Genomic DNA, 21,851 nt, shown 5'->3' with positions numbered 1-21,851 from the left:
CGTCGCTCAGGTGCGCCGGGTCACGCGTCGGACCAGGCGGTCGCCCGTGATTTGCACGGCCGAGACGAGCGCGATCAGGATCACGATCACGGTCGCCATGACGGTGGTGTCGAAACGTTGATAGCCGTAGCGGATCGCGAGATCGCCGAGCCCGCCCGCGCCGACGGCGCCCGCCATCGCGGTCGAGCCGATCAGCGCGACGACGGTGATCGTGAACCCGCCGAGCATGCCGGGCAGCGCTTCGGGCAGCAGCACGTGCCACACGATGTGGCGGCGCTTCGCGCCCATCGCGAGCGCGGCCTCGATCAGCTCGCGATCGACTTCGCGCAGGCTCACTTCGGCGATCCGCGCGAAAAACGGGATCGCGGCGATCGACAGCGGCACGACGGCCGCCCAGACACCGATCGTCGTGCCGATCAGCACGCGCGTGAACGGCAGCAGTGCGACCAGCAGGATGATGAACGGCGTCGAGCGGAACACGTTGACGAGCGCGCCGAGCACCGCGTTCACGCCGCGCCGCGCGTAGATGCCGCCGGGCGCGGTGGTCACGAGAATCACCGCGAGCGGGATGCCGATCAGCGCGGCGATCGCGGCCGACGCGGCGACCATCGACAGCGTGTCGCGGATCGCGTCGAGCAGTTCGGGCCACCAGAGCTCAAACATAGCCGAGCACCTCCGCGCGATTCGCATGGCGGCGCGCGCGTTCGAGCAGCGCGGCGACCGCACCGCCGCGCGCCGCCGACTGGCCGGCGTCGTCCGCACGCGGCGTCGCGGCGATCACGAGCCGCCCCTGCGCATGCCCGCGGATGCTTTCGATGCCGCCGTGCAGGAACCGCACGGAGCCGCCGAGCGCCGCTGCTAGCGCGCCGACGTCCGGCTCGCCGCCGCTCTCGCCCGTATAGCGGACGTCGAGCACGACCTGCGCGCCGTCGGGCAGCGCGGCCGGCTCGGGCAGCGGCCGCACGCGCGCGGCCAGCTCGGCCGGCAGGTCGTACCCGAGCGTGCTCAGCAACGCACGCGTCGCACCGTGGCGCGGATCGCCGAACACGCGCCATACCGGCCCCGTTTCGACGACCTCGCCCTGTTCGATGACCGCCACGGTGTCGCACACCGCGCGAATCACCTCCATTTCGTGCGTGATCAGCACGATCGTCAGCCCAAGGCGGCGGTTGATGTCCGCGAGCAGCGCGAGGATCGATTGCGTGGTTTCCGGATCGAGCGCCGACGTCGCCTCATCGCACAGCAGCACCTCGGGATCGTGCACGAGCGCCCGCGCAATGCCGACACGCTGCTTCTGTCCGCCCGACAGGCTCGCCGGATACGCATCGCGCTTCGCGGCGAGCCCGACGAGATCGAGCAACGCCTCGACCTTGCGCACGCGTTCGGCCTTCGGCACGCCGGCGATCTTCAGCGGCAGCGCGACGTTCTCGAACACCGTCTTCGCGGACAGCAGGTTGAAATGCTGGAACACCATGCCGGTGCGGCGCCGCAACGCGACGAGGCCATCCTCGTCGAGCGCGCCGACGTCGACGCCCTGCACGCGCACGCGGCCCGAGCTCGGCCGTTCGAGGCCGTTCACGAGCCGCAGCAGCGTCGACTTGCCGGCCCCGCTGCGGCCGATGATCCCGAATACCTCGCCGCGCCGCACGTCGAGCGTCACGTCGCGCAGCGCGACGGCGTGGCCGCGCGGCGTCGCGAACACCTTGCCGACCTGCTCCAGCGACACGGCCGCGCCGTCGGCCGGCGCGGCCGTTTCCTCATGCGCCGTCGCAGCGGCGCCGGCGCGTACGGCCGATGCCTCGATGAAACCCAGCGTATCGAACAATTGCGTCATCGCTTCGCTCCGTCACGTTCAGGCATGCGCGGGATGCGCGGGTTCCGATACAGCCGTCGGCCGGTGCTGCGCGCCGGTGTGCCACGCGGGCAGGCGCGGGCCTGCGCCGAACAGCTTCTCGCGCAGCGTCGGCGCGGGATCGTAGTCTTCCTTGTAGACGCCGCGGTTCTGCAGCTCGGGCACGACCCAATCGACGAAATCCTCGAACGATTCCGGCATCACGGTGCGCGTCAGGTTGAAACCGTCGATGCCCGTCTCGTCGATCCACGACTGCAGTTCGTCCGCGACCTGCGACGGCGAACCGACGATCGGCGCATAACGGCCGCCGAGCGACATCTGCTCGAGCATCCGGCGCACCGTCCACGTGCCCGTCGTGCTCTTGCGCGAGATCGCGTCGACCGCCGACTGGATCGAATCGGTCTTCACGTACGAGATCGGCTCGTCGAGGCCGTATTTCGCGAAGTCGATGCCGGTCGAGCTCGCGAAGTGCGCGAGGCCGGCTTCCGGGCTCGCGTAGCGCCGGTACTCGTCGAATTTCTCGCGCGCGAGCCGCTCGGTCTCGGCGGTCACGACGCTCACCCCGGCGAAAATCCTGATCGATGCCGGGTCGCGCCCCTGCCGCGCGGCGGCCGCGCGGATGTCGAGCGCCGCCGCGCGCGCCGCGGCCTTGCTCTGCCCGTTCACGAACACGCATTCCGCGTGGCGGCCCGCGAACTCGACGCCGCGCGCGGACGAGCCGGCCTGGTACAGCACCGGCGTGCGCTGCAGCGACGGTTCGCTCAGATGAATCGCATCGATCGAATAGAACGGGCCGTCGTGCTTCACGCGCCGCACCTTGCCCGGCTGCGCGAACACACGCGCCTGCGCGTCGCGGATCACCGCGTCGTCGTCCCAGCTCCGTTCCCACAGCTTGTAGACGACGTCCATGTAATCGTCGGCGCGCTCGTAGCGGTCGTCGTGGCCGATCTGCTGCGCGAGGCCCATCCCGCGCGCGGCGCTGTCGAGGTAGCCGGTCACGATGTTCCAGCCCACGCGCCCTTTCGTCAGATGATCGAGCGTCGACATGCGGCGCGCGAACAGGTACGGCGGCTCGTAGGTCAGGTTCGCGGTCACGCCGAAGCCGAGATGCCGCGTGACCTGCGCCATTGCCGGCACGAGCAGCAGCGGATCGTTGACGGGCACCTGCACCGATTCGCGCAACGCGGCGTCGGGCCCGCCGCCGAACACGTCGTACACGCCGACGATGTCCGCGAGAAAGATCCCGTCGAATTTGCCGCGTTCGAGCGTCTTCGCGAGATCGGCCCAGTAGTCGAGATCGGTGTAGTGCGCGGAGCGGTCGCGCGGATGCGTCCACAGCCCATGGTTGATGTGCCCGACGCAGTTCATGTTGAACGCGTTGAGCAGGATCTTCTTGCGGTTCGCCGTCGTCATGTCTCGCTCCATCACCACGCGATCGCGTACAGCGAGCCGAACGCGTTGTCGAGTGCCCGGCGCACGGCCGGCGAGTGCTGGTAGATCGCGATGAACTTGCGGATGCGCGGGTCGTTCGCGCTCTCGGGCCGCACGACCCACTGGATCGCGAAGTTCTTGTTCTCGGTGCCGTCGAACAGCAGCGCGCTGTTCGGGTCGGCCGTGCCCGCGAGCTTGATGAAGCTCGGGTAGCCCTGCGCGAGGTCGACGTCGTCGAGCGAACGCGCGAGCTGCGACGCTTCGAGCGGGATGATCTTCAGGTGCTTCGGATTGGCGACGATGTCGTGCGTCGTCGCACGGTAGTCGGCGCCCGGCTTCAGCGCGATCAGCCCCGCGCGCTGCAGCAGCAACAGCCCGCGCCCGCCGTTGACCGGATCGTTCGCGATCGCGACGCGCGCACCGTCCTTCAGCTCGGCGAAGCTTTTCACCTTCTTCGAATAGAGGCCGATCTTCATGATCGTGCCGGGCGCGATCGCGATGAAGTCGTAGCCGCCCTGCTTCTTCGCGTTCTCGAGAAACGGGATGTGCTGGAAGTAGTTGACGTCGATGTCCTTGTTCGCGAGCGCCGCGTTGGGCGTATTCCAGTCGGTGAATTCGACGATCTTCACGTCGAGGCCCTGCGCCTTCGCCTCCTTCGCGGCGATCTTCAGCGCCTCGATCTGCGGGCTGGTCGAGATGCCGACCTTCAGCGGCGCGGTGTCGGCGCGCGCGCCGTTCGGCAGCACGAGGCCAAGCCATGCCGCGAGCAGCGCGGCCGTCAGCAGGCGGGCCAGGCGGCCGGCGGAAAAGCGGGCGGAAAAAACGGGATGCAGCATGGAAACCACTCTCCTGTCCAAAGACGGTATCGACGGATGAGCGACGCCGCGGCGAACGCACGGGCGTTCTCCGGACAGTCGTCGTTGCATCGGAAAAGGATCAGCCGATGATAGAGAGCGGCGGGAGGGCGGTCTACGAAGCGATTGTGCGAAGAAAATCGCGCGCGGCGATATGGCGGCGTCGGGCGCGCTGCGCCGCCCGGCAGACCGAATACCGGCCATGCCGCGCCGATCGCCGGCGCGCGCCGTAGCGGAGCAACAGCCGGCTGCCCGGGCGCCGCCAGGCCGAAATCTCGGCCTGCCCGCCGCGCCGATTCCGAAATCTCGGCCAGCCGGTGTGGAGAACCCTTTCCGCAGACGAAATAAATCCCTTATGAATCAATGCATTAAAAATATTCCGGCGGGCTGCGATGTTGGCACGGGGGTTGCGTAATAGACGGCACACGATGCCGCGATGCGAATGCAGGCATTCCAAACATCAGGAGACACGTCTTGCAGACCTCTATCCAAACCCCGTCCCATCCCGAGCCGATTGCCGCAGCCGGTCCCGCCACGCGCGAACGCTTCTGGCCGCAAGGCTGGTGGAAGCTGATGGAAATCCGCATCGGCATCATCCCGCTGCCTGTCTACGTGATCCTGTTCGGGCTGATCGTCGGCTTCGCGGTGACGGGCAAGGTGCCCGGCGAAATCTCGATGGCGATCGCCGTCCTCGCGTTCTTCGGCTTCACCTGCGCGGAACTGGGCAAGCGCCTGCCGCTGCTGCGCAACATCGGCGCGGCCGCGATCTTCGCGACCTTCGTGCCGTCGGCGCTCACCTATTACCACGTGCTGCCGAAGCCGGTGCTGAACCTGACGGTCGAATTCACGAAGTCGACCAACTTCCTGTACCTGTTCATCGCGTCGATCATCGTCGGCAGCATCTTGAGCATGGACCGGCGCGTGCTGATCCAGGGCTTCGTGAAGATCTTCGTCCCGCTCGCCGTCGGCTCCATCGCGGCCGCGATCGTCGGCACGGCGGTCGGCACCGCGCTCGGCCTCGGCGCGCGCCACACGCTGCTGTACATCGTCGTGCCGATCATGGCGGGCGGCGTCGGCGAAGGCGCGATTCCGCTGTCGATCGGCTATTCGGAACTGATGCACCTGCCGCAAGGCGAGATGTTCGCGATGGTGCTGCCGTCGGTGATGCTCGGCAGCCTGACCGCGATCATCCTGTCGGGCGCGCTCGACATGCTCGGCAAGCGCCTGCCGCACCTGACCGGCAACGGCCGCCTGCAAGTCGGCGAAAGCGGCGACATGACGCCGGAAAGCGAGGAGATCCGCGGCCACGTCGACGTCACGCACATCGCGGGCGCCGGCATCACGGCGATCACGCTGTACCTCGTCGGCTTGATGGCGCACAAGCTGTTCGGCCTGCCCGCGCCGGTCGCGATGCTGTTCCTCGCGGTGCTGGTGAAGCTCGCGCGTGCGGTGTCGCCGCCGCTGCAGGAAGGCGCGTTCGTCGTCTACAAGTTCTTCTCGACCGCCGTCACGTATCCGCTGCTGTTCGCGATCGGCGTCGCGATGACGCCGTGGGACAAGCTGACCGCCGCCTTCACGATCGTCAACGTGGTCACGATCGTGTCGACCGTCGCGACGCTGATGGGCACCGGTTTCGTGGTCGGCCGCCTGCTGAAGATGTACCCTATCGACACCGCAATCGTGAACGCCTGCCACAGCGGGCAAGGCGGCACCGGCGACGTCGCGATCCTGACCGCCGCGAACCGGATGCAGCTGATGCCGTTCGCGCAGATCGCCACGCGGATCGGCGGCGCGATCGTCGTCACGGTGACGCTGATCCTGGTCGCGCACTTCGGATAACGCGCGGCCGCGCGCATCGTCGCGCCGGCTGCTTCGCACGCGCCGCCGCCGGCCCTGCCGGCGCGCGGCGCGCGTCGTTCGGAGCGGGTGGTTGCGGAGGGCCGGTTGCGGAGGGCCGGTAGCGGACGACCGGTAGCGGGCTTGATGAGGGCGAACGTGCAGAAGAGCTTCAAGGGAATCCCGTGGTGGGGCTGGGCATCGGCCGCGGTGCTGTATGTCGGCGTGGCCGGCGCGGCCGTCGATTTCGCGTGGGAACGCGCGATCGACGCGCTCGAGGAGGCCGGCGCGCACCGGCTCGACCTGTACGCGTCGAGCCTGAAAAGCGAGCTCGGCCGCTTCGAGATCCTGCCCGGCCTGGTCGCGCGGCAGGACGGCGTGCGGGCGATGCTGAAAGCCGCGCCGAACGATGCGCCCGAACTCGTGCATGCGGTGAACACCTACCTCGAAGCCGTGAATCGCGACGCGGGCAGCGGCGCGGTCGACGTGATCGATCTGCAAGGCGACGTGATCGCCGCCAGCAACTGGAACGAGACGATCAGTTTCGTCGGCACCAACGTGTCGTACCGGCCGTATTTCAAGGACGCGCTCGCGCGCGGCAGCGGCCGCTTCTTCGGCATCGGCACCAACACCGGCGTGCCGGGCGTCTACTTCGCGAGCGCGGTGCGCAGCGACGGCGTGCCGATCGGCGTGGCCGCCGTGAAGATCAGCGTCGACCCGCTCGAATCGGCGTGGCGCGCGCCGGGCGTCGCCGCGCTGGTGGTCGACGGCAACGGCGTGGTCGTGATCTCGACCGAGCCTTCGTGGAAATTCACCGCGCTGCGCCCGATCACCGCGCAGCAGCAGCGCGACATCCAGGCGTCGCGCCAGTACGCGGGCCGCACCGTCGACGCGCTGCCCTATCGCCGCATCGGCGACCGCAGCTCGGCCGCCTGGTTCGGCACCTTTCCCGATCCGCACCGCGCCGGCCGCACCGCGCGCTATCTCGTGATGTCGCGCCCCGCGCCGCAGGCCGGCGATTCGCTGATGGTGCTGCTCGACATCGCGGGCGCGCGGCGCCAGCAGCAAACCGCGTTCGTGTTCGTCACCGGCGCGTTCCTGATCGTCGCGCTGCTCGTCGGCTATGCAATCCAGCGCCGCCGGGCGATCATCGCGCGGCTGAGCGCGCAGGACGCGCTGCGCCGCGCGAACGACCAGCTCGAGCTGACGGTCGCGCAGCGTACGGCCGCGCTCACGGCCGCGAACGAGCGGATGCAGCGCGAGATCGACGAGCGCGAACGCACCGAGCAGCGCCTGCGCGCGTCGCAGCAGGAGGTCGTGCACGCGGGCAAGCTCGCGGTGCTCGGGCAGATGGCCGCCGGCCTCACGCACGAGCTGAACCAGCCGCTCGTCGCGATCCGCACGCTGTGCGACAACGCGCGCACGTTCTTCGAACGCGGCCAGCCGGCGCCGGCGCTCGCGAATCTCGAACGGGTCGGCAAGCTGGTCGACGGCATGGCCGTGCTCACCGGCGAGTTGAAGACCTTCGCGCGCAAGCCCGACGTCGAGCGCGTCGCGGTGTCGCTGAACGAGGCCGTCGCGCATGCGCGGCTCATCTACGACGCGCGCATTCGCGACGAAGGCGTGCGGCTCGACGTGAACATCGCACCCGGCACGATGGTATCGGCCGAATCGAGCCAGTTGCAGCAGGTAATCGTGAACCTGCTCGGCAACGCGCTCGACGCGGTGCACGACGCGCCGGTGCGCCGCATCGTCATCGAGGCGGCCGGAGCGGACGATGCCGGCCGCGTGCGCTTCACGGTGGCCGACAGCGGCGCCGGCATCGCGCCCGACGTGCTGCCGCACCTGTTCGAGCCGTTCGTCACGACCAAGCCGCGCGGCCAGGGCCTCGGGCTCGGCCTCGCGATCACGTCGCGTATCGTCGAGGCGTTCGGCGCGAAGATCGCCGCGGCGAACCGCGACGAAGGCGGCGCGCAGTTCACCATCGAATTCGCGGCGGCGACGCCGCAACAAAGGACAGAGCATGGAACATGAGATTCGGGTGCTGGTCGTCGAGGACGATGAGAACGTCCGGATCGGCGTCGAGCAGGCCGTCGCGCTCGCCGGGTTCCCGGTCGACGCGTTCGCATCCGCCGCCGACGCGCTCGCCCACGTCGCGCCCGGCGCGCGGGTGGTGATCGTGTCGGACGTGCGGATGCCGGGCATCGACGGGCTGCAGTTGCTCGACCGCGTGATGGCCGTCGATGCGCAGATCCCGGTCGTGCTGATCAGCGGCCACGCGGACATCTCGACGGCCGTCGGCGCGATGCAGGTCGGCGCGTACGACTTCATCGAGAAGCCGTTCTCGTCGGACCTGATCGCCGGCCGCGTCGCGCGCGCCGTCGAGAAGCGCCGGCTCACGCTCGAGGTGCAGGGGCTGCGTGCGGCGCTGAACAACTGGCAAGGCATCGAGGCGTTCGTGCTCGGCAAGTCGCCCGCGATGGCCGACGTGCGCAAGAAGATCCTGCGCCTCGCGGATACGTCGGTGTCGGTGCTGATCACCGGCGAGACGGGCACCGGCAAGGAGCTGATCGCGCGCAGCCTGCACGACTTCGGCGGCCGGCGCGATGCGCATTTCGTCGCGCTGAACTGCGGCGGCCTGCCCGAGCAGGTGTTCGAGAGCGAGCTGTTCGGCCATGAAGCCGGCGCGTTCACCGGCGCGATCAAGAAACGCATCGGCAAGATCGAATGGGCGAACGGCGGCACGCTGTTCCTCGACGAGATCGAGACGATGCCGATTGCGCTGCAGATCAAGATGCTGCGCGTGCTGCAGGAGCGCGTGATCGAGCGGCTCGGCGCGAACGAACTGATTCCGGTCGACTGCCGCGTCATCGCCGCGTCGAAGGCCGATCTCGCCGAACTCGCGGCCGACGGCCGCTTTCGTGCGGATTTGCTGTATCGCCTGAACGTCGCGCAGATCGAGCTGCCGCCGCTGCGCGAGCGGCGCGAGGACGTGCCGCTGCTGTTCGAGCATTTCGTGCTCGCGGCCGCGCGGCGCTTCGGGCAGCCGGCGCCGGTCGTCACCGCCGCGCAGGTGTCCGAGCTGATGACGCACGCGTGGCCCGGCAACGTGCGCGAGCTGCAGAACGTGGCCGACCGCTTCGTGCTCGGGCTGACCGGCGACAGCCTGCTGTCGTCCGGCGGCGCGCCGACGGCCGGCAGCACGCTCGCGGAACAGCTCGCGTATTTCGAGCGGATGCTGATCGAGGACATGCTGCGGCGTCACGGCGGCAACGTCGCGGATGCGAGCGAGGCGCTCGGCATGCCGAAGAAAACGCTCTATCACAAGCTGCGCCACCTGCGGATTCCCGCGCGCGGCGATGCCGCGGCCGACGGCGGCGAATGACGCGAACGAGAGGATACGCACATCGGCATGGATCGCATCGACATCACCGAACGGGGCCGTCTCGCCGGCCACCTGATCCGCGGCGTCACGCACGCGCGGAAAACCTTTCGCCCGAGCGACTGGCCCGAGCGGCTCGCGGGCGTCATCACGCTGTTCGTCGGCGAACGGCGGCCCGGCTATCCGTGCGCGCTGTCACGGCTCGCGATGCCGGTCGTCGACGGCGGCGTCAAATGCCTGTTCGTGTCCGACGAGTTGCGCGACGTGTGCGCGGATGCGTTCGATTTCGCGATGCGGTTCGCGGCGGACAATGATCTGCCGGTCGAGGTTCGGAGCGCGCCGGTGTTGGCGGTGCGCTGATGCGTGCGAAACCTCGAATAACGATCGCGAGTCATTTCATCTGTTACCCATGCGACCCATCGATCAGACCACGTAGGTAGCGAGATGAAACAGAATCTCCAACAAGGTCACGATGACGAACGCGATACACCATTTGCGTAACGACCAACGTCTATATGCAATAGCATTGAGCACAGCACAAGCGATCGATGGCCATAGAAGAATGAAGAGCATCGTCGCGACCGAGCCAACGTGAGATGCGCAGGACTCTCCGCAACCGACTGCCGGGAGTGACGGCTTGGCCCAATCCGTGCGGTTGAATACATAGAATGATGCCCCCGTCACCAGAAGTCCCCACACGAAGCCTAGAACAACGACAGCTATACGCTTCATTTCACTTCCCAAAATAAAATCTCTTTGGATTCCGCCAGGTCTGATATCCAGTTCTCGTTCCTGCCGGGACGGAACCAGGACCGTAGGTCCGGCATCGTCCGTCGACCCAGGCGAAACCGCCAGAACGATGCAAAGGACGGCGTAAGCGTGTCTTTGTTCCATAGGTCGATATGACCGCCGCTCAGTGAATCGGCTGAGTCGCCATCCTGACGCCAATATCCGAAGAAGTAGATGATACCGGTTCGGTTTTTTATCTTGTCCTGCCAATTCGGACCGGTGATGTTTTCGGGTTTGCCAAGCCCCAGGAACGGGCGAAGCTTCAACCACTCAGCGAGCTCGTAAGCGCGTGTCGCCGTCGCTTTCCCGCCGAGTATCAGGCGACCCAGCGTCTTCTTGCCGGGCATCGGCTTCAGCACGTTTTGAGAAAACGACTTCATGTCGCTTCCGATGGCGTGAAACGCGACGCTCATGCGAATGGCGCATTGATTCTCATATTCGCCAGTGGGTCGTCGTAGGGGTCATTCTTCGGGTACGCGTTCCAAAGCGCTTGAAAGGACAATGCTCGCAGTTGCACGGACTTCTTCGAATTCGGGGTGTCGTTCGTGCGGACCTTCGCCGGGGGATTAGGCATGGCTTACCCCGTCGTGTTTTTTTTTGCGATGGCTTCGTCACCCCAAAAGACGGTGTAATTTCCTGATCCGTCGCCGGTGTTGACGCGCGGTAGCTCGCCGCTTGCATCGAGTACGCCGGAATGAATGCGGCCGTCTGCCGTCTCGATGTAATAGGGATAGCCCTCCTGACCGGTGGCAGCACAGCCAAGGGTCACCGCCTCGATCTGTTCATCAAACGTGCCTTTCTTGAGCGACATGACTCCGCCCGTTGCTGTGCGGCTCGAAACAACTTCACCGAGCCCCTGAAGTCGATCGTCGCACCACACTTCACCCGCAAGTTCGGCGACGATGCTCGGTGGAGTCGAACAGCCGCAAAGGACGATATCGCGGCCGAGTGCAACCTCGCCTTGAAACTTGAGTCGATAGGGGCCGCCAGCTTTTGCGATGATGCCGGTGCTTTGGCAGGCGGTGCAGAACGCACGACCGCCGATCAAGGCTGCCTGATGCTCGTGGGCCAGAAATCGTGGTCCGTTAAATGAGCTGATTGTTCCGCCACTTGAAAGACTATCGCCAACAACCGCAATTCTTCTATTCATTGACCGGCCTCCTCGGAAAGCCGTAATCGTAGCTTCGCGACGCAACTATATATCTCGATATTGTTCGGATATCTCAATTAAACGAACGCAATTTTCCTGCGAGAAGCCATCTTCTCCTTCATCAACGTTCGGTGCTTGTGCAGATCTCCAGCGCGCCACGAGCCTCGCCCGACCAAGTGTCACTTCTACACTGACACCGTTACCGACAGGCATCCAACCGGATGCCTTCGCATATAGAGCCTGAACATCGGACGCCGATACCGCGAGCAGATCGTTCTGCCCTCTCGGTCCGACAAGGGTTTCTGGCCGAGCCATCAAAAAAATTGATCGTCACGATGAAAATTATGCGTTTTGCTTGCAGCTCGCCGTGATGCATAGTTGCGTCGTGTTGACGCACCTTTGAGTCTTTCAGTCATGAACATGCGAATCGAGCCTTCGGTGCTCGCGAACCCCGACCTGCAATTTGCGACGCTTTCGTCAGGCATCAGCCTGCCGTATGTCGAGCGGGGCAGCGGCGCGCCGATGGTGTTCGTTCACGGTTCGCTGTGCGACTACCGTTACTGGGATCCGCAACTCGCATCGCTGTCGGCTCATTACCGCTGCATCGCGCCGAGCCTGAGCCATTACTGGCCGGCCGTCGAAGCGGGCATCCAGGACGAGTTCAGTTGGCAGAACCACGTCGACGAGCTCGCCGAATTCATCGACGCGCTCGATCTCGGCCCCGTGCATCTGGTCGGCCATTCGCGCGGGGGCAGCGTCGCGTTCAACGTCGCACGTCAACATCCGCACCTCGTCGAATCGCTGACGCTCGCCGATCCGGGCGGCCCGCTCCAGCAACCCGGCGTGCGCGAAGCCGCGCTGCCGGCCGCCGCGCTCGCGCTGCGCACGAAAGCCGTGAACCTGATCGAGCAAGGCGATGTCGAGGCCGGCCTCGAGATGTTCGTCGATTCCGTGAGCCTGCCCGGTGCATGGAAGAAGAGCACGTCGCGCTTTCGCACGATGGCGATCGACAACGCGAGCACACTGCCGAAGCAGCTGCGCGATCCGCTGCCCGCCTATTCGGCCGAAACCGCAGGCGATATCGCCTGCCGCACGCTGTTGATCGACGGCCAGCGCAGCCCGAAGATGTTCCGCCACAACGTCGACACGCTGTCGCAATGGATCGGCAATGCACAACGGCAGACCGTCGCCGGCGCATCGCACGGGATGAACGCGGCAAGCCCCGCGGTGTTCAATCGTTACGTGCACGAGTTCGTCGCCGCGTAACGCGATCGGGCGGGGTTCGTCCCGCCCGTCTCCCCTTCTTTCCTGAAGTCCCACAGCAATGCACGCATTGCGCTTCACCACCAGCCGCCGCGCGTAGCCGCGGTACCGGTGGTCGATGCTCGCCGACTCGACCGTTAGTTGCAACTACCGCACTGTCGCTGCGGCAGTCTGAATCGCCATCCGCGACCGATCACGAATTGCATCGGTGCGTAGCCGTGCAACCGCACGCAGGCGCGCTGCCCGTAAAAAAACCCGATCCGCGTCGCCACGGATCGGGTTTTCGTTTCGACATGCGGCCGTTTCGGCCGCCGTCGCATGGCGCTGCGCGCGCCACTGACACTCACCGCGCAGCCACATCCTCCTTGCCGGTCGCCGCACCGCCGACCGCCGTCGGCGCCGCACCCCACCCGCCACCCAACGCACGGATCAGGTTGACGGTCGACACCGCCTGCGCCCCCGTCAACTGGTTCGCCTGCAATTGCGACTGCAACACCGAGCGCTCGCTGTCGATCACGTCGAGATACGCGACTTCGCCCTCTTGGTACTGCGTACGCGACAGCTTCGCCGCCCGGCGCGACGCGTTGACGGCGGCATCCTGCGCGCGGATCTGGTCGTCGAGCAGGCGCAGATCGGCGAGATTGTCCTCGACCTCGCGGAACGCGACGAGCACCTGCTGCCGGTAGTTCGCGACCTGTTCGTCGTACTGCGCGCGCGCCTGCTGCACGCCGGCCGCCCGTCGCCCACCGTCGAACAGCGGCAACGTCAGCGCGGTGCCGGCGAACGGCCCGAGCAGGAACGTGCGGCTCGACCACAGGAACAGGTTGCCGAGCGTCGACGCCTCATAGCCGAACGATCCGGTGATATCGAGCTTCGGGAAGTACGCCGACTTCGCGAGCCCGATCCGTGCGTTCGCGGCCGCCATCGCGCGCTCGGCCGCCGCCACGTCCGGGCGGCGTTCCAGCAGCGCGGACGGCAGGCCCGGCGGAATCTTCACCGCGACCGGCACGATCGGCGTCTCCTTGAACGCGAAATCCGCGGGCGCCTTGCCGAGCAGGATCGCGAGCGCATGCTCGGACGCCGCGCGCCGGCGCGCGACGCCGACCGCATCGGCCTGCGCGCTGGCCAGTTCGTTCTTCGCGCGCGACACGTCGAGCTCGCTGATGTCGCCTTCGTTGAAGCGGCGTTGCACGAGATTCAGCGCCTGCTGACGCAGCTCCACCGTGCGGCGGTACAGATCCTGGTCCGAGTCGAGCTGACGCAGCTCGAAGTAGTTCTGCGCGACGTCGGCCTGCAGGGCGAGCTGCACCGAGCGGAACAGCGCTTCGCTCTGCGCCTGGTCGGCACGCGACGCCTCGACGTTGCGGCCGACGCGGCCGAACAGGTCGGCCTCGTACGACACCGTGCCCTGCGCGCGCCACAGCGTCGCGTTGGTCGGGCCCGTGCCCTGCGGCTGGAACTGCGATGCCGACGACAGCCCCTCGCGCGTCGGCCCGAACCCGGCGCCGATCTGCGGGAACCATTGCGAGCGCGCCGAACGCGTCGCCGCACGCGCTTCCTCGACCCGCGCGGCCGCGGCCTTGAGGTTCTGGTTCGCGGCGAGCGCCTGCGTCTCGAGCGAATCGAGCACCGGATCGCCGAACACCTTCCACCATTCGCCGCGATGTTCGCCGTCCGACGGCTCGGCCGTCTTCCACGTGCCGGCCTGCTCGCCGGCAGCGAGGGTCGGCGCTTCCTTGAACGCGGCGGGCGCCGCCGCATCCGGACGCTTGTAGTCTGGGCCGACCGCGCACGCGGCGAGCAGCGTCGCGAGCAGGGTGCTCGCGGCCGCCACCTTCGCGAAACGCATCAGGCCATTCGTGTTGTGCAAGTTATTCATTTTCTGGTCCTCAAGCATCGGGCGCCGGTACGCCGTACCCCGTCGAATCCTTGCCGGCGACGTGGATCTTGCCGCCCGCGAGCGTACGCAGCACGACGTAGAACACCGGCGTCAGCATCAGCCCGAACAGCGTCACGCCGAGCATCCCGAAGAACACCGCGACCCCCATCGCATGGCGCATTTCCGAACCGGCGCCCGTCGACGTGACGAGCGGCACCACGCCCATGATGAAGGCGATCGACGTCATCAGGATCGGGCGCAGCCGCAGCCGGCTCGCCTCGATCGCGGCCTCGAGCGGCGTCCTGCCGTCGTGTTCGAGCTCGCGTGCGAATTCGACGATCAGGATCGCGTTCTTCGCCGACAGCCCCACCAGCACCATCAGGCCGATCTGCGTGAAGATGTTGTTGTCGCCCTGCGTGAGCCACACGCCCGTCAGCGCCGACAGAATGCTCATCGGCACGATCAGGATCACCGCGAGCGGCAGCGTCAGGCTTTCATACAGCGCGGCAAGCACGAGAAACACGAGCAGCACGCTGATCGGGAACACGTACATCGCCGAATCGCCCGCGAGGATCTGCTGGTACGTGAGGTCGGTCCACTCGAAGCGCACGCCGCGCGGCAGCGTTTCGTGCGCGATGCGTTCGACCGCGGCCTGCGCCTGCCCCGACGAGAAGCCGGGCGCCGGGCCGCCGTTGATGTCGGCCGCCGTGTAGCCGTTGTAGCGCACGACCATTTCCGGGCCGAACGTCGGCGTCACCGTGACGAGCGACGACAGCGGCACCATCTCGCCACGGTCGTTGCGCGTCTTCAGTTGCAGGATGTCGTCCGCGCGCTGGCGGAACGGCGCATCGGCCTGCACGCGCACCTGGTACACGCGCCCGAAGCGGTTGAAGTCGTTCACGTACAGCGAACCGAGATACACCTGCATCGTGTTGAACACGTCGGTCACCGGCACGCCGAGCTGCTTCGCCTTCACGCGATCGAGATCGACGTTGAGCTGCGGCACGTTGATCTGGTAGCTCGTGAACAACGGGCCGAGCTCAGGCGCCTGCTGCGCACGCTTGATGAAGTCGTTGGTCGCATCCGACAGCTTCGCGTAACCGACCGCGCCGCGATCCTCGATCTGCATCTTGAACCCACCGAGCGTACCGAGGCCGAGCACCGGCGGCGGCGGGAACACCGCGACGAACGAATCCTTGATCGCGCCGTATTTCTGATTCAGCGCACCGGCGATCGCGCCGGCCGACAGCGCTTTGCCGTGCCGTTCCGAGAACGGCTTCAGCGTGACGAACACGATGCCCGCGCTCGAGCTGTTGGTGAAGCCGTTCACCGACAGCCCCGGGAACGCGACCGCGCTCTCGACGCCCGGCTGCTTCAGCGCGATCGAACCCATGTCGCGGATCACCTTCTCGGTACGGTCGAGCGACGCACCGTTCGGCAGTTGCGCGAACGCGATCAGGTATTCCTTGTCCTGCGCGGGCACGAAGCCGCCCGGCACGACCTTCGACACCAGCACCGTCGCCCCCACCAGCACGAGGTACACGCCGAGCATCAGCGTCTTGCGCGACAGCACGCCGCGCACGCCGCGGCCGTAGTTCTCCGCGCCGCGATGGAACACCTTGTTGAAACGGCGGAAGAAGCCGCCGAGCACGCGGTTCATCACGCGCGTGAGCCAGTCTTCCTTGTCGCCATGGCCCTTGAGCAGGATCGCGGACAGCGCCGGCGACAGCGTCAGCGAGTTGAACGCCGAGATCACCGTCGAGATCGCGATCGTCATCGCGAACTGCTTGTAGAACTGGCCGGTCAGGCCCGACATGAACGCGAGCGGCACGAACACGGCGACGAGCGTCAGCGCGATCGCGATAATCGGCCCGCTCACTTCCTGCATCGCCTTGTAGGTCGCCTGCCGCGCGGTCATCCCGTTCTCGATGTTGCGCTCGACGTTCTCGACGACCACGATCGCATCGTCGACCACGATCCCGATCGCGAGCACCATCCCGAACAACGACAACGCGTTGATCGAATACCCGAACGCCAGCAGCAACGAGAACGTGCCGACGATCGACACCGGCACCGCGATCAGCGGAATGATCGACGCGCGCCACGTCTGCAGGAACACGATCACGACGATCACGACCAGCGCGATCGCCTCGAGCAGCGTGTGCACGACGGCCTTGATCGACGAACGCACGAACTGCGTCGGGTCGTAGACGATCTTGTAGTCGACGCCCGCCGGCATGTCCTGCTTCAGCTCGGCCATCGTCTTGCGCACTTCGTCGGAGATCTGCAGCGAGTTCGCGCCCGGCGACTGGTTGATCGCCATCGCGACGGCCGGCTTGTTGTCGAGCAGCGAGCGCAGCCCGTACTCGGACGCGTCGAGCTCGATCCGCGCGATGTCGCGCAAGTGCGTGACGCCGCCGTCCGGCGTCGTCTTCACGACGATGTCGCCGAACTCTTCTTCCGTCTGCAGACGGCCGCGCGCATTCACCGACAGTTGCAGCGGCGTGCCGGGCAGCGACGGCGATGCGCCGATCACGCCGGCCGCGACCTGCACGTTCTGCTCGCGGATCGCCTGCACGACGTCCTCGGCCGACAGCCCGCGCTGCGCGACCTTCTGCGGATCGAGCCACACGCGCATTGCGTAGTCGCCCGAACCCCACAGCTGCACCTGGCCGACGCCCTGGATCCGCGACAGGCGATCCTTCACGTTGATCAGCGCGTAGTTGCGCAGGTAGGTCATGTCGTAGCGGTTGTCCGGCGAGATCAGGTGGACCACCATCGTCAGCGTCGGCGAGCTCTTCACCGTGGTGATGCCGAGCCGCTGCACGTCTTCCGGCAGGCGCGGCAGCGCCTGGTTCACGCGGTTCTGCACGAGCTGCGTGGCCTTGTCCGGATCGGTGCCGAGCTTGAACGTGACGGTGATCGTCATGTTGCCGTCGCTGTTCGCCTGCGACTGCATGTAGAGCATGTCCTCGACGCCGTTGATCTGTTCTTCCAGCGGCGACGCGACCGTCTCGGCGATCACTTTCGGGTTCGCGCCCGGGTACTGCGCCTTCACGATCACGGAAGGCGGCACGACTTCCGGATATTCCGAAATCGGCAGCAGGAACATCGCGATCACCCCGCCGAGCAGGATGACCACCGATAGGACTCCTGCAAAGATCGGCCGGTCGATAAAGAATTTGGAAATGTTCATGTGTGGCTCTGTCTGGTTGAACGCGGATGCGAAGCGGGCGCGCCGCTTACGAATCCGCCTTCGCCGGTGCGGCCGGCTTCGCGGTGTTCGCGAGCGGCGCGGACGGCTCGTCGCCGCCCGTCATCGGGACCATGTGCGGCTTCACCTGCTCGCCGGGGCGCACGCGCTGCGTGCCGTTCACGATCACGCGATCGCCGGCGGCGAGACCGCTGACGATCACGCGCCGGTTGCCGTGCTGCATCCCCGGCTGCACTTCGCGATACGACACGCGGCCCTGCTGGTCGACGACGAACACGAACTTCTTGTCCTGGTCGGTGTTGATCGCCGCGTCGTCGACGAGCAGCGCTTCGTGCGGCGCGCTGCCGCCCACCTTCACGCGGGCATAGAGGCCCGGGACGAGCGTGCCGTCCGCGTTGTCGAAGCGTGCGCGCACGCGGATCGTGCCGGACGACGTGTCGAGCCGGTTGTCGACCGAATCGATCTCGCCGCTGCGCGAGTAGCCGGTTTCGTTGGCGAGACCGAGCTCGACCGGCACCTTGCGGCCGCTGCGCGCGCCGTTGATGTATTGCAGGTAGGTCTGCTCGTCCGCATCGAACGATGCGTAGATCGGCGACACCGACACCAGCGTCGTCAACGGCGCGGCCGATGCGCCGGCCGACACGACGTTGCCGAGCGTGATTTCCGCGCGCGACACGCGGCCCGATACCGGCGCGGTGATGCGCGTATAGCCGAGGTTGATGCGCGCCGTTTCCAGCGCGGCTTCGGCAGCCTTCAGGTTCGCGCTCGCTTCGCGTGCCGCGTTCTGCTTTTCGTCGTAGTCGCGTTTCGCGATCGCGTTGTCGCCGATCAGCCGCTGCGCGCGCTGCCAGTCCGTCTGCGCGTAGCCGTTGCGTGCCTGCGCGGCCGCGAGCTGCGCGGCCGCGCGGTCGACTTCCGCCTGATACGGGCGCGGGTCGATCACGAACAGGACGTCGCCCTTCTTCACGAGCGCGCCGTCCTTGAAGTTCACCGCGACGATCGTGCCCGACACCTGCGGGCGCACGTCGACTTTCTCGACCGCTTCGAGACGGCCCGAGTAGCTTTGCCAGTCGGTCACGGTCTGCGGCACGACGGTCGCGACGTCGACTTCGGGCAGCGGCGCCGCCGCTTTTTCGGGTGCGTTCGCGTTGACGCGCATCGCGCCGAACGTGCCGAGGCCGACGACGGCGAGCGTGACGATCGCCGCGGTCGCGATTCGGGAACGGGTGGTGCGTAGGATGGCCATGTGGATCTCCGGTAAGCGTGGATTGGTCTGGTTATTCGGAACGGTTCGGCTGGCGCGCCTGGAAGCGGCACTGGAAGAAGCGCACGGCTTCCTCGAACGCGGCTTCGTGCGTGGCGAGCGCGGCGTGCGTGATGTCCGGATAGCGGATCACCTGCGTGAGCACGCCCGACGAAATCAGGCAGCCCGCATATTTCTCCGCTTCGACGTGCAGCACGTCGTTCTGCGCGGTGACGACGAGCGTCGGCGGCAGCCCCGCGAGGCGCACCGATTCGATCGGCGCCGCGTACGGGTGCATCCGCTGCGCCGCCTGCGGCAAGTACGCGCGATAGCACGCCGCGCATTCGCGCGCGGTGATGTCGGACGCGAGGCGCTCGGCGTCGCCGATGCGCGTCATGCTCGGGTCGAGCATCGGCCCGAACAGCGCTTGCGCGACGATCGACACTTCGCCGCGGTCGCGTGCGATGAAGGCCAGGCAATTCGCGAGCTGGCCGCCCGCGTCGTGCCCCGCGACCCCGATCTTCTTCGGATTGCCGCCGAACGCGCGGGCGCGCGTCGCGGCCCATACGGCGGCGCGATATGCATCCTCCGGCGCGGCCGGAAAAGGAAAGGCCGGCGCGAGCGAATAATCGACCGACACTACGAGAGCTGGTAAGCGTTCTGCTAAAAAGCGCGCGGCGAAGTCCGCGTCTTCGAGCGAACCGCGGACGAAGCCGCCGCCGTGGAAATAAAGCACTACTGGCAACCCGGTCTTGTCCGGGCGGCGGTAGAGGCGCAGCACGATGTCCTGTGCGTAGCCGGGAATTTCGACTTCGGCCACCGTCAGTGCCGCGCCCGCCATGGCTTGCGCGGGCAATGCGGCTTTCAGGAATTTGCTGAATTCAGAAGCGTCCATGACGATGCAGCATCCATTTCGAGATGGAACGAATTCTGGGTCCGGCAGACATTGGGATAAATGCCTATAATCCGGCAACACAATTCAACGCCCCCGAACAATCCGAGGCTGCGTTTACCCACGAGGTAGCGCAGCCTTGTCGTTCGCGGGCTCATTAGATTGCGGAGGTTGTGATGGACCGGCTTCAGGCCATGCAGGTGTTTACTCGCGTCGTCGATACAAGCAGCTTCACCAAGGCAGCAGAAACGCTCGGCTTGCCGCGAGCGTCCGTCACGACGATCATCCAGAATCTCGAAGCATTCCTCGGCGTGCGGCTGATGCACCGGACCACGCGCCGGCTCTCCCTCACGCCGGACGGCGCCGCCTACTACGAACGTTGCGTGCGGATCCTCGCGGACGTCGAGGAAACCGAAGCAAGCTTCCAGGCCAACAACCGGAAGCCGCACGGAAAGTTGCGTATCGACATGCCGGGCTCGATCGGGCGGCTGCTCGTGATTCCGTCGCTGTGCGAGTTTCATACGCGCTATCCGGACATCGACCTGCAACTCGGCCTGTCCGATCGGCCGGTCGACCTGCTGCAGGAAGGCGTCGACTGCGTGATCCGCGTCGGGGCGCTGCAGGATTCGTCGCTCGTCGCACGCCGCGTCGGCCTGTTCGAATGCGTGACGGTCGCATCGCCCGACTATCTCGAGCGCCACGGCGAGCCGCAGACGATCGACGACCTGAGCCAGCACAAGGCCGTCAACTACTTCTCGAGCCGCACCGGCCGCACGATCGACTGGACGTTCCTGATCGAAGGCAAGGAAGTCGAGATGAAGATGGAGGGCATCGTGTCGGTGAACGACGCGGATGCGTACGTGACGTGCGGAATCGAGGGCTTCGGCCTGATCCAGCCGCCGCTGTTCATGGTGCTGCCGCACCTGCGCGAAGGCCGGCTCAAGGAAGTCCTGCCCGGCGTCAAGCCGCTGCCGATGCCGATCTCGGTCGTGTATCCGCACAGCCGTCATCTGTCGCCGAAGGTGCGCGTGTTCGTCGACTGGATTGCCGAGGTGTTCGACCGGTGCCCGCTGTTGAGCGGCAAGGGCAGCCTCGACGCGACGTGCAGCAAGCGCACGTTCGAGGAAGCCGAGCGCGCGCCGGTGCTCGATACGCCGGTCATCAACGAGTGGGTCGCGTAATTGTCCGACCTCCACGCGCGGGCCGCAGCGCCCGCGCGCCATCCTGCCTGAGCGCGGCCTGGGCACACCTTTCGCGCGCGGCGCCGCGATCCTTCCCGAATCCGCAGTAAATCCTTGCGCGGCGTGCGGCAATCGGCCGCGTGCGTCGTTGCGTGTCGTTGCGCGTCGCCGCCGCACCTCCCTGCGAAGCCCGTGCCGCGGAACTCCCGGCCATTTCCGCATAACCCTGCCGGCGGTGCGGATGGCGATTGTTCCACTGACACGACAATTCAATTCGCGCCTGCTGCATTTATCGCGACGGAACGGCAACCTAGAGTAAACCCTGTCGCGCACCTCGTTGCGCATCGAACAGATCCCGCCCGCGGGACCGGAGTCAGCGCTCAGGCGCGCGCTCCGACATCTCCAGGAGTTACGCCATGAACCGCCGCCATCTTCTCTCGGCCCTTGCGCTCACGCTCGCCGTGTCCGCACCGGCCTTCGCCGATTCGGACACCCCGCACGCCGGCAACTACGGCAACACGTCGTGGTACGCGCAGCACAACGGCCCGCGTACGCGCGCCGAAGTGAGCGCGGAAGTCGAGCAGGCACGCAAGGACGGCACGCTCGCGTACCTGCGCAAGGCGACTTCGTATCCGCAAGGGCTCGAACTCGCGCAAGGCCCGTATCGCCCGATCCCGGAAGGCAACCAGCTCGCCGGCGGGGGCCGGTAAACGCACGACGCCGCGCAGCGGATTGCCCGGTGCGCGGCGTCTCGAACGACGTTGTCGACGACTCGTCGAGTCAGTCAGTTAGTTGCAGGAGTACATGATGAACGACCCACTTCCTTCGCCGCTCGATCACTGGGACGACACGACTCCGGTGTGGACGCCGTTCCGTTCGGCCCCG

At 66.6% G+C, this 21,851-nt stretch carries 16 protein-coding genes and 1 pseudogene; 7 read left to right on the top strand and 10 right to left on the bottom strand.

Annotated elements, in window-relative coordinates:
* Positions 1-6: 6 nt before the first annotated feature.
* Genes WS89_RS20330 through WS89_RS20315 form a run of 4 tightly spaced genes read right to left on the bottom strand, consistent with a single transcriptional unit; the run spans position 7 to position 4,119 of the window.
* Positions 7-663 carry a methionine ABC transporter permease gene (locus WS89_RS20330; RefSeq protein WP_059792975.1) on the bottom strand — a complete coding sequence of 219 codons (657 nt, stop codon included), beginning with the start codon at positions 661-663 and terminating at the stop codon, positions 7-9.
* Positions 656-1,834 carry a methionine ABC transporter ATP-binding protein gene (locus tag WS89_RS20325; RefSeq protein WP_059792973.1) on the bottom strand — a complete coding sequence of 393 codons (1,179 nt, stop codon included), beginning with the start codon at positions 1,832-1,834 and terminating at the stop codon, positions 656-658. The genes WS89_RS20330 and WS89_RS20325 overlap by 8 nt, the downstream gene beginning before the upstream one ends.
* 18 nt (positions 1,835-1,852) lie before the next feature.
* Positions 1,853-3,265, bottom strand: coding sequence for an LLM class flavin-dependent oxidoreductase (locus tag WS89_RS20320; protein ID WP_059792971.1), 1,413 nt, complete (start codon positions 3,263-3,265; stop codon positions 1,853-1,855).
* 11 nt (positions 3,266-3,276) lie between these two features.
* Positions 3,277-4,119: a MetQ/NlpA family ABC transporter substrate-binding protein gene (locus WS89_RS20315; RefSeq protein WP_059499384.1), complete on the bottom strand. Its 843-nt coding sequence runs from the start codon at positions 4,117-4,119 to the stop codon at positions 3,277-3,279.
* 492 nt (positions 4,120-4,611) lie between these two features.
* On the opposite strand from WS89_RS20315, the gene WS89_RS20310 reads away from it, so the two are divergent.
* From WS89_RS20310 to WS89_RS20295, 4 genes are all read left to right on the top strand, one after another.
* Positions 4,612-5,976, top strand: a complete 1,365-nt coding sequence (locus WS89_RS20310; RefSeq protein WP_059499385.1) for a 2-hydroxycarboxylate transporter family protein — start codon at positions 4,612-4,614, stop codon at positions 5,974-5,976.
* Positions 5,977-6,120: 144 nt separating this feature from the next.
* Positions 6,121-8,007: a sensor histidine kinase gene (locus WS89_RS20305; RefSeq protein WP_059792969.1), complete on the top strand. Its 1,887-nt coding sequence runs from the start codon at positions 6,121-6,123 to the stop codon at positions 8,005-8,007.
* On the top strand, positions 7,997-9,358 hold the full coding sequence (locus tag WS89_RS20300) for a sigma-54-dependent transcriptional regulator (RefSeq protein WP_059792968.1): 1,362 nt from the start codon (positions 7,997-7,999) through the stop codon (positions 9,356-9,358). Before WS89_RS20305 ends, WS89_RS20300 begins: the two co-directional genes overlap by 11 nt.
* Before the next feature lie 27 nt (positions 9,359-9,385).
* On the top strand, positions 9,386-9,715 hold the full coding sequence (locus WS89_RS20295; protein ID WP_059499388.1) for a DUF3579 domain-containing protein: 330 nt from the start codon (positions 9,386-9,388) through the stop codon (positions 9,713-9,715).
* A gap of 368 nt (positions 9,716-10,083) precedes the next feature.
* On the opposite strand, the pseudogene WS89_RS20290 reads toward WS89_RS20295, so the two are convergent.
* Positions 10,084-10,718, bottom strand: a pseudogene (locus tag WS89_RS20290) (type VI secretion system amidase effector protein Tae4).
* A gap of 3 nt (positions 10,719-10,721) precedes the next feature.
* Positions 10,722-11,294: a PAAR domain-containing protein gene (locus WS89_RS20285; protein WP_059792964.1), complete on the bottom strand. Its 573-nt coding sequence runs from the start codon at positions 11,292-11,294 to the stop codon at positions 10,722-10,724.
* A 414-nt stretch (positions 11,295-11,708) separates the two neighbouring features.
* On the opposite strand from WS89_RS20285, the gene WS89_RS20280 reads away from it, so the two are divergent.
* Positions 11,709-12,560, top strand: a complete 852-nt coding sequence (locus WS89_RS20280; RefSeq protein ID WP_059792962.1) for an alpha/beta fold hydrolase — start codon at positions 11,709-11,711, stop codon at positions 12,558-12,560.
* Positions 12,561-12,900: 340 nt separating this feature from the next.
* On the opposite strand, the gene opcM is transcribed toward WS89_RS20280, so the two are convergent.
* From opcM to WS89_RS20260, 4 genes are read right to left on the bottom strand one after another with little or no spacing between them, the layout of a single operon-like run.
* Positions 12,901-14,436: a multidrug efflux transporter outer membrane subunit OpcM gene (gene opcM / locus WS89_RS20275; RefSeq protein WP_059793045.1), complete on the bottom strand. Its 1,536-nt coding sequence runs from the start codon at positions 14,434-14,436 to the stop codon at positions 12,901-12,903.
* Positions 14,437-14,446: 10 nt separating this feature from the next.
* A complete protein-coding gene (gene ceoB, locus WS89_RS20270; RefSeq protein WP_059499390.1) occupies positions 14,447-17,632 on the bottom strand; it encodes a multidrug efflux RND transporter permease subunit CeoB in 3,186 nt (1,061 codons plus the stop codon).
* A 46-nt stretch (positions 17,633-17,678) separates the two neighbouring features.
* A complete protein-coding gene (gene ceoA, locus WS89_RS20265; protein ID WP_059499391.1) occupies positions 17,679-18,896 on the bottom strand; it encodes a multidrug efflux RND transporter periplasmic adaptor subunit CeoA in 1,218 nt (405 codons plus the stop codon).
* A 31-nt stretch (positions 18,897-18,927) separates the two neighbouring features.
* A complete protein-coding gene (locus tag WS89_RS20260) occupies positions 18,928-19,788 on the bottom strand; it encodes an alpha/beta hydrolase (protein ID WP_034206051.1) in 861 nt (286 codons plus the stop codon).
* A gap of 173 nt (positions 19,789-19,961) precedes the next feature.
* On the opposite strand from WS89_RS20260, the gene ceoR reads away from it, so the two are divergent.
* Complete coding sequence (ceoR, locus tag WS89_RS20255) at positions 19,962-20,966, top strand: putative multidrug efflux transcriptional regulator CeoR (protein ID WP_059499392.1); 1,005 nt, start codon at positions 19,962-19,964, stop codon at positions 20,964-20,966.
* A 416-nt stretch (positions 20,967-21,382) separates the two neighbouring features.
* The gene (locus tag WS89_RS20250; RefSeq protein WP_059792959.1) at positions 21,383-21,676 is read left to right on the top strand and encodes a DUF4148 domain-containing protein; all 294 of its coding nucleotides are present in this window, start codon (positions 21,383-21,385) and stop codon (positions 21,674-21,676) included.
* The last annotated feature ends 175 nt before the right edge of the window (positions 21,677-21,851 follow it).

The sequence above is a fragment of the Burkholderia sp. MSMB1072 genome (assembly GCF_001524725.1).
Lineage (GTDB): Bacteria > Pseudomonadota > Gammaproteobacteria > Burkholderiales > Burkholderiaceae > Burkholderia.
This window is presented reverse-complemented; position numbering and strand designations above follow the sequence as displayed.

Bases quoted from the DNA above. Each gene is read 5' to 3' on its own strand.
- WS89_RS20330 (WP_059792975.1), bottom strand. From the start codon at position 663: ATGTTTGAGCTCTGGTGGCCCGAACTGCTCGACGCGATCCGCGACACG.
- WS89_RS20325 (WP_059792973.1), bottom strand. From the start codon at position 1,834: ATGACGCAATTGTTCGATACGCTGGGTTTCATCGAGGCATCGGCCGTA.
- WS89_RS20320 (WP_059792971.1), bottom strand. From the start codon at position 3,265: ATGACGACGGCGAACCGCAAGAAGATCCTGCTCAACGCGTTCAACATG.
- WS89_RS20315 (WP_059499384.1), bottom strand. From the start codon at position 4,119: ATGCTGCATCCCGTTTTTTCCGCCCGCTTTTCCGCCGGCCGCCTGGCC.
- WS89_RS20305 (WP_059792969.1), top strand. From the start codon at position 6,121: ATGAGGGCGAACGTGCAGAAGAGCTTCAAGGGAATCCCGTGGTGGGGC.
- WS89_RS20300 (WP_059792968.1), top strand. From the start codon at position 7,997: ATGGAACATGAGATTCGGGTGCTGGTCGTCGAGGACGATGAGAACGTC.
- WS89_RS20295 (WP_059499388.1), top strand. From the start codon at position 9,386: ATGGATCGCATCGACATCACCGAACGGGGCCGTCTCGCCGGCCACCTG.
- WS89_RS20285 (WP_059792964.1), bottom strand. From the start codon at position 11,294: ATGAATAGAAGAATTGCGGTTGTTGGCGATAGTCTTTCAAGTGGCGGA.
- WS89_RS20280 (WP_059792962.1), top strand. From the start codon at position 11,709: ATGAACATGCGAATCGAGCCTTCGGTGCTCGCGAACCCCGACCTGCAA.
- opcM (WP_059793045.1), bottom strand. From the start codon at position 14,436: ATGAATAACTTGCACAACACGAATGGCCTGATGCGTTTCGCGAAGGTG.
- ceoB (WP_059499390.1), bottom strand. From the start codon at position 17,632: ATGAACATTTCCAAATTCTTTATCGACCGGCCGATCTTTGCAGGAGTC.
- ceoA (WP_059499391.1), bottom strand. From the start codon at position 18,896: ATGGCCATCCTACGCACCACCCGTTCCCGAATCGCGACCGCGGCGATC.
- WS89_RS20260 (WP_034206051.1), bottom strand. From the start codon at position 19,788: ATGGACGCTTCTGAATTCAGCAAATTCCTGAAAGCCGCATTGCCCGCG.
- ceoR (WP_059499392.1), top strand. From the start codon at position 19,962: ATGGACCGGCTTCAGGCCATGCAGGTGTTTACTCGCGTCGTCGATACA.
- WS89_RS20250 (WP_059792959.1), top strand. From the start codon at position 21,383: ATGAACCGCCGCCATCTTCTCTCGGCCCTTGCGCTCACGCTCGCCGTG.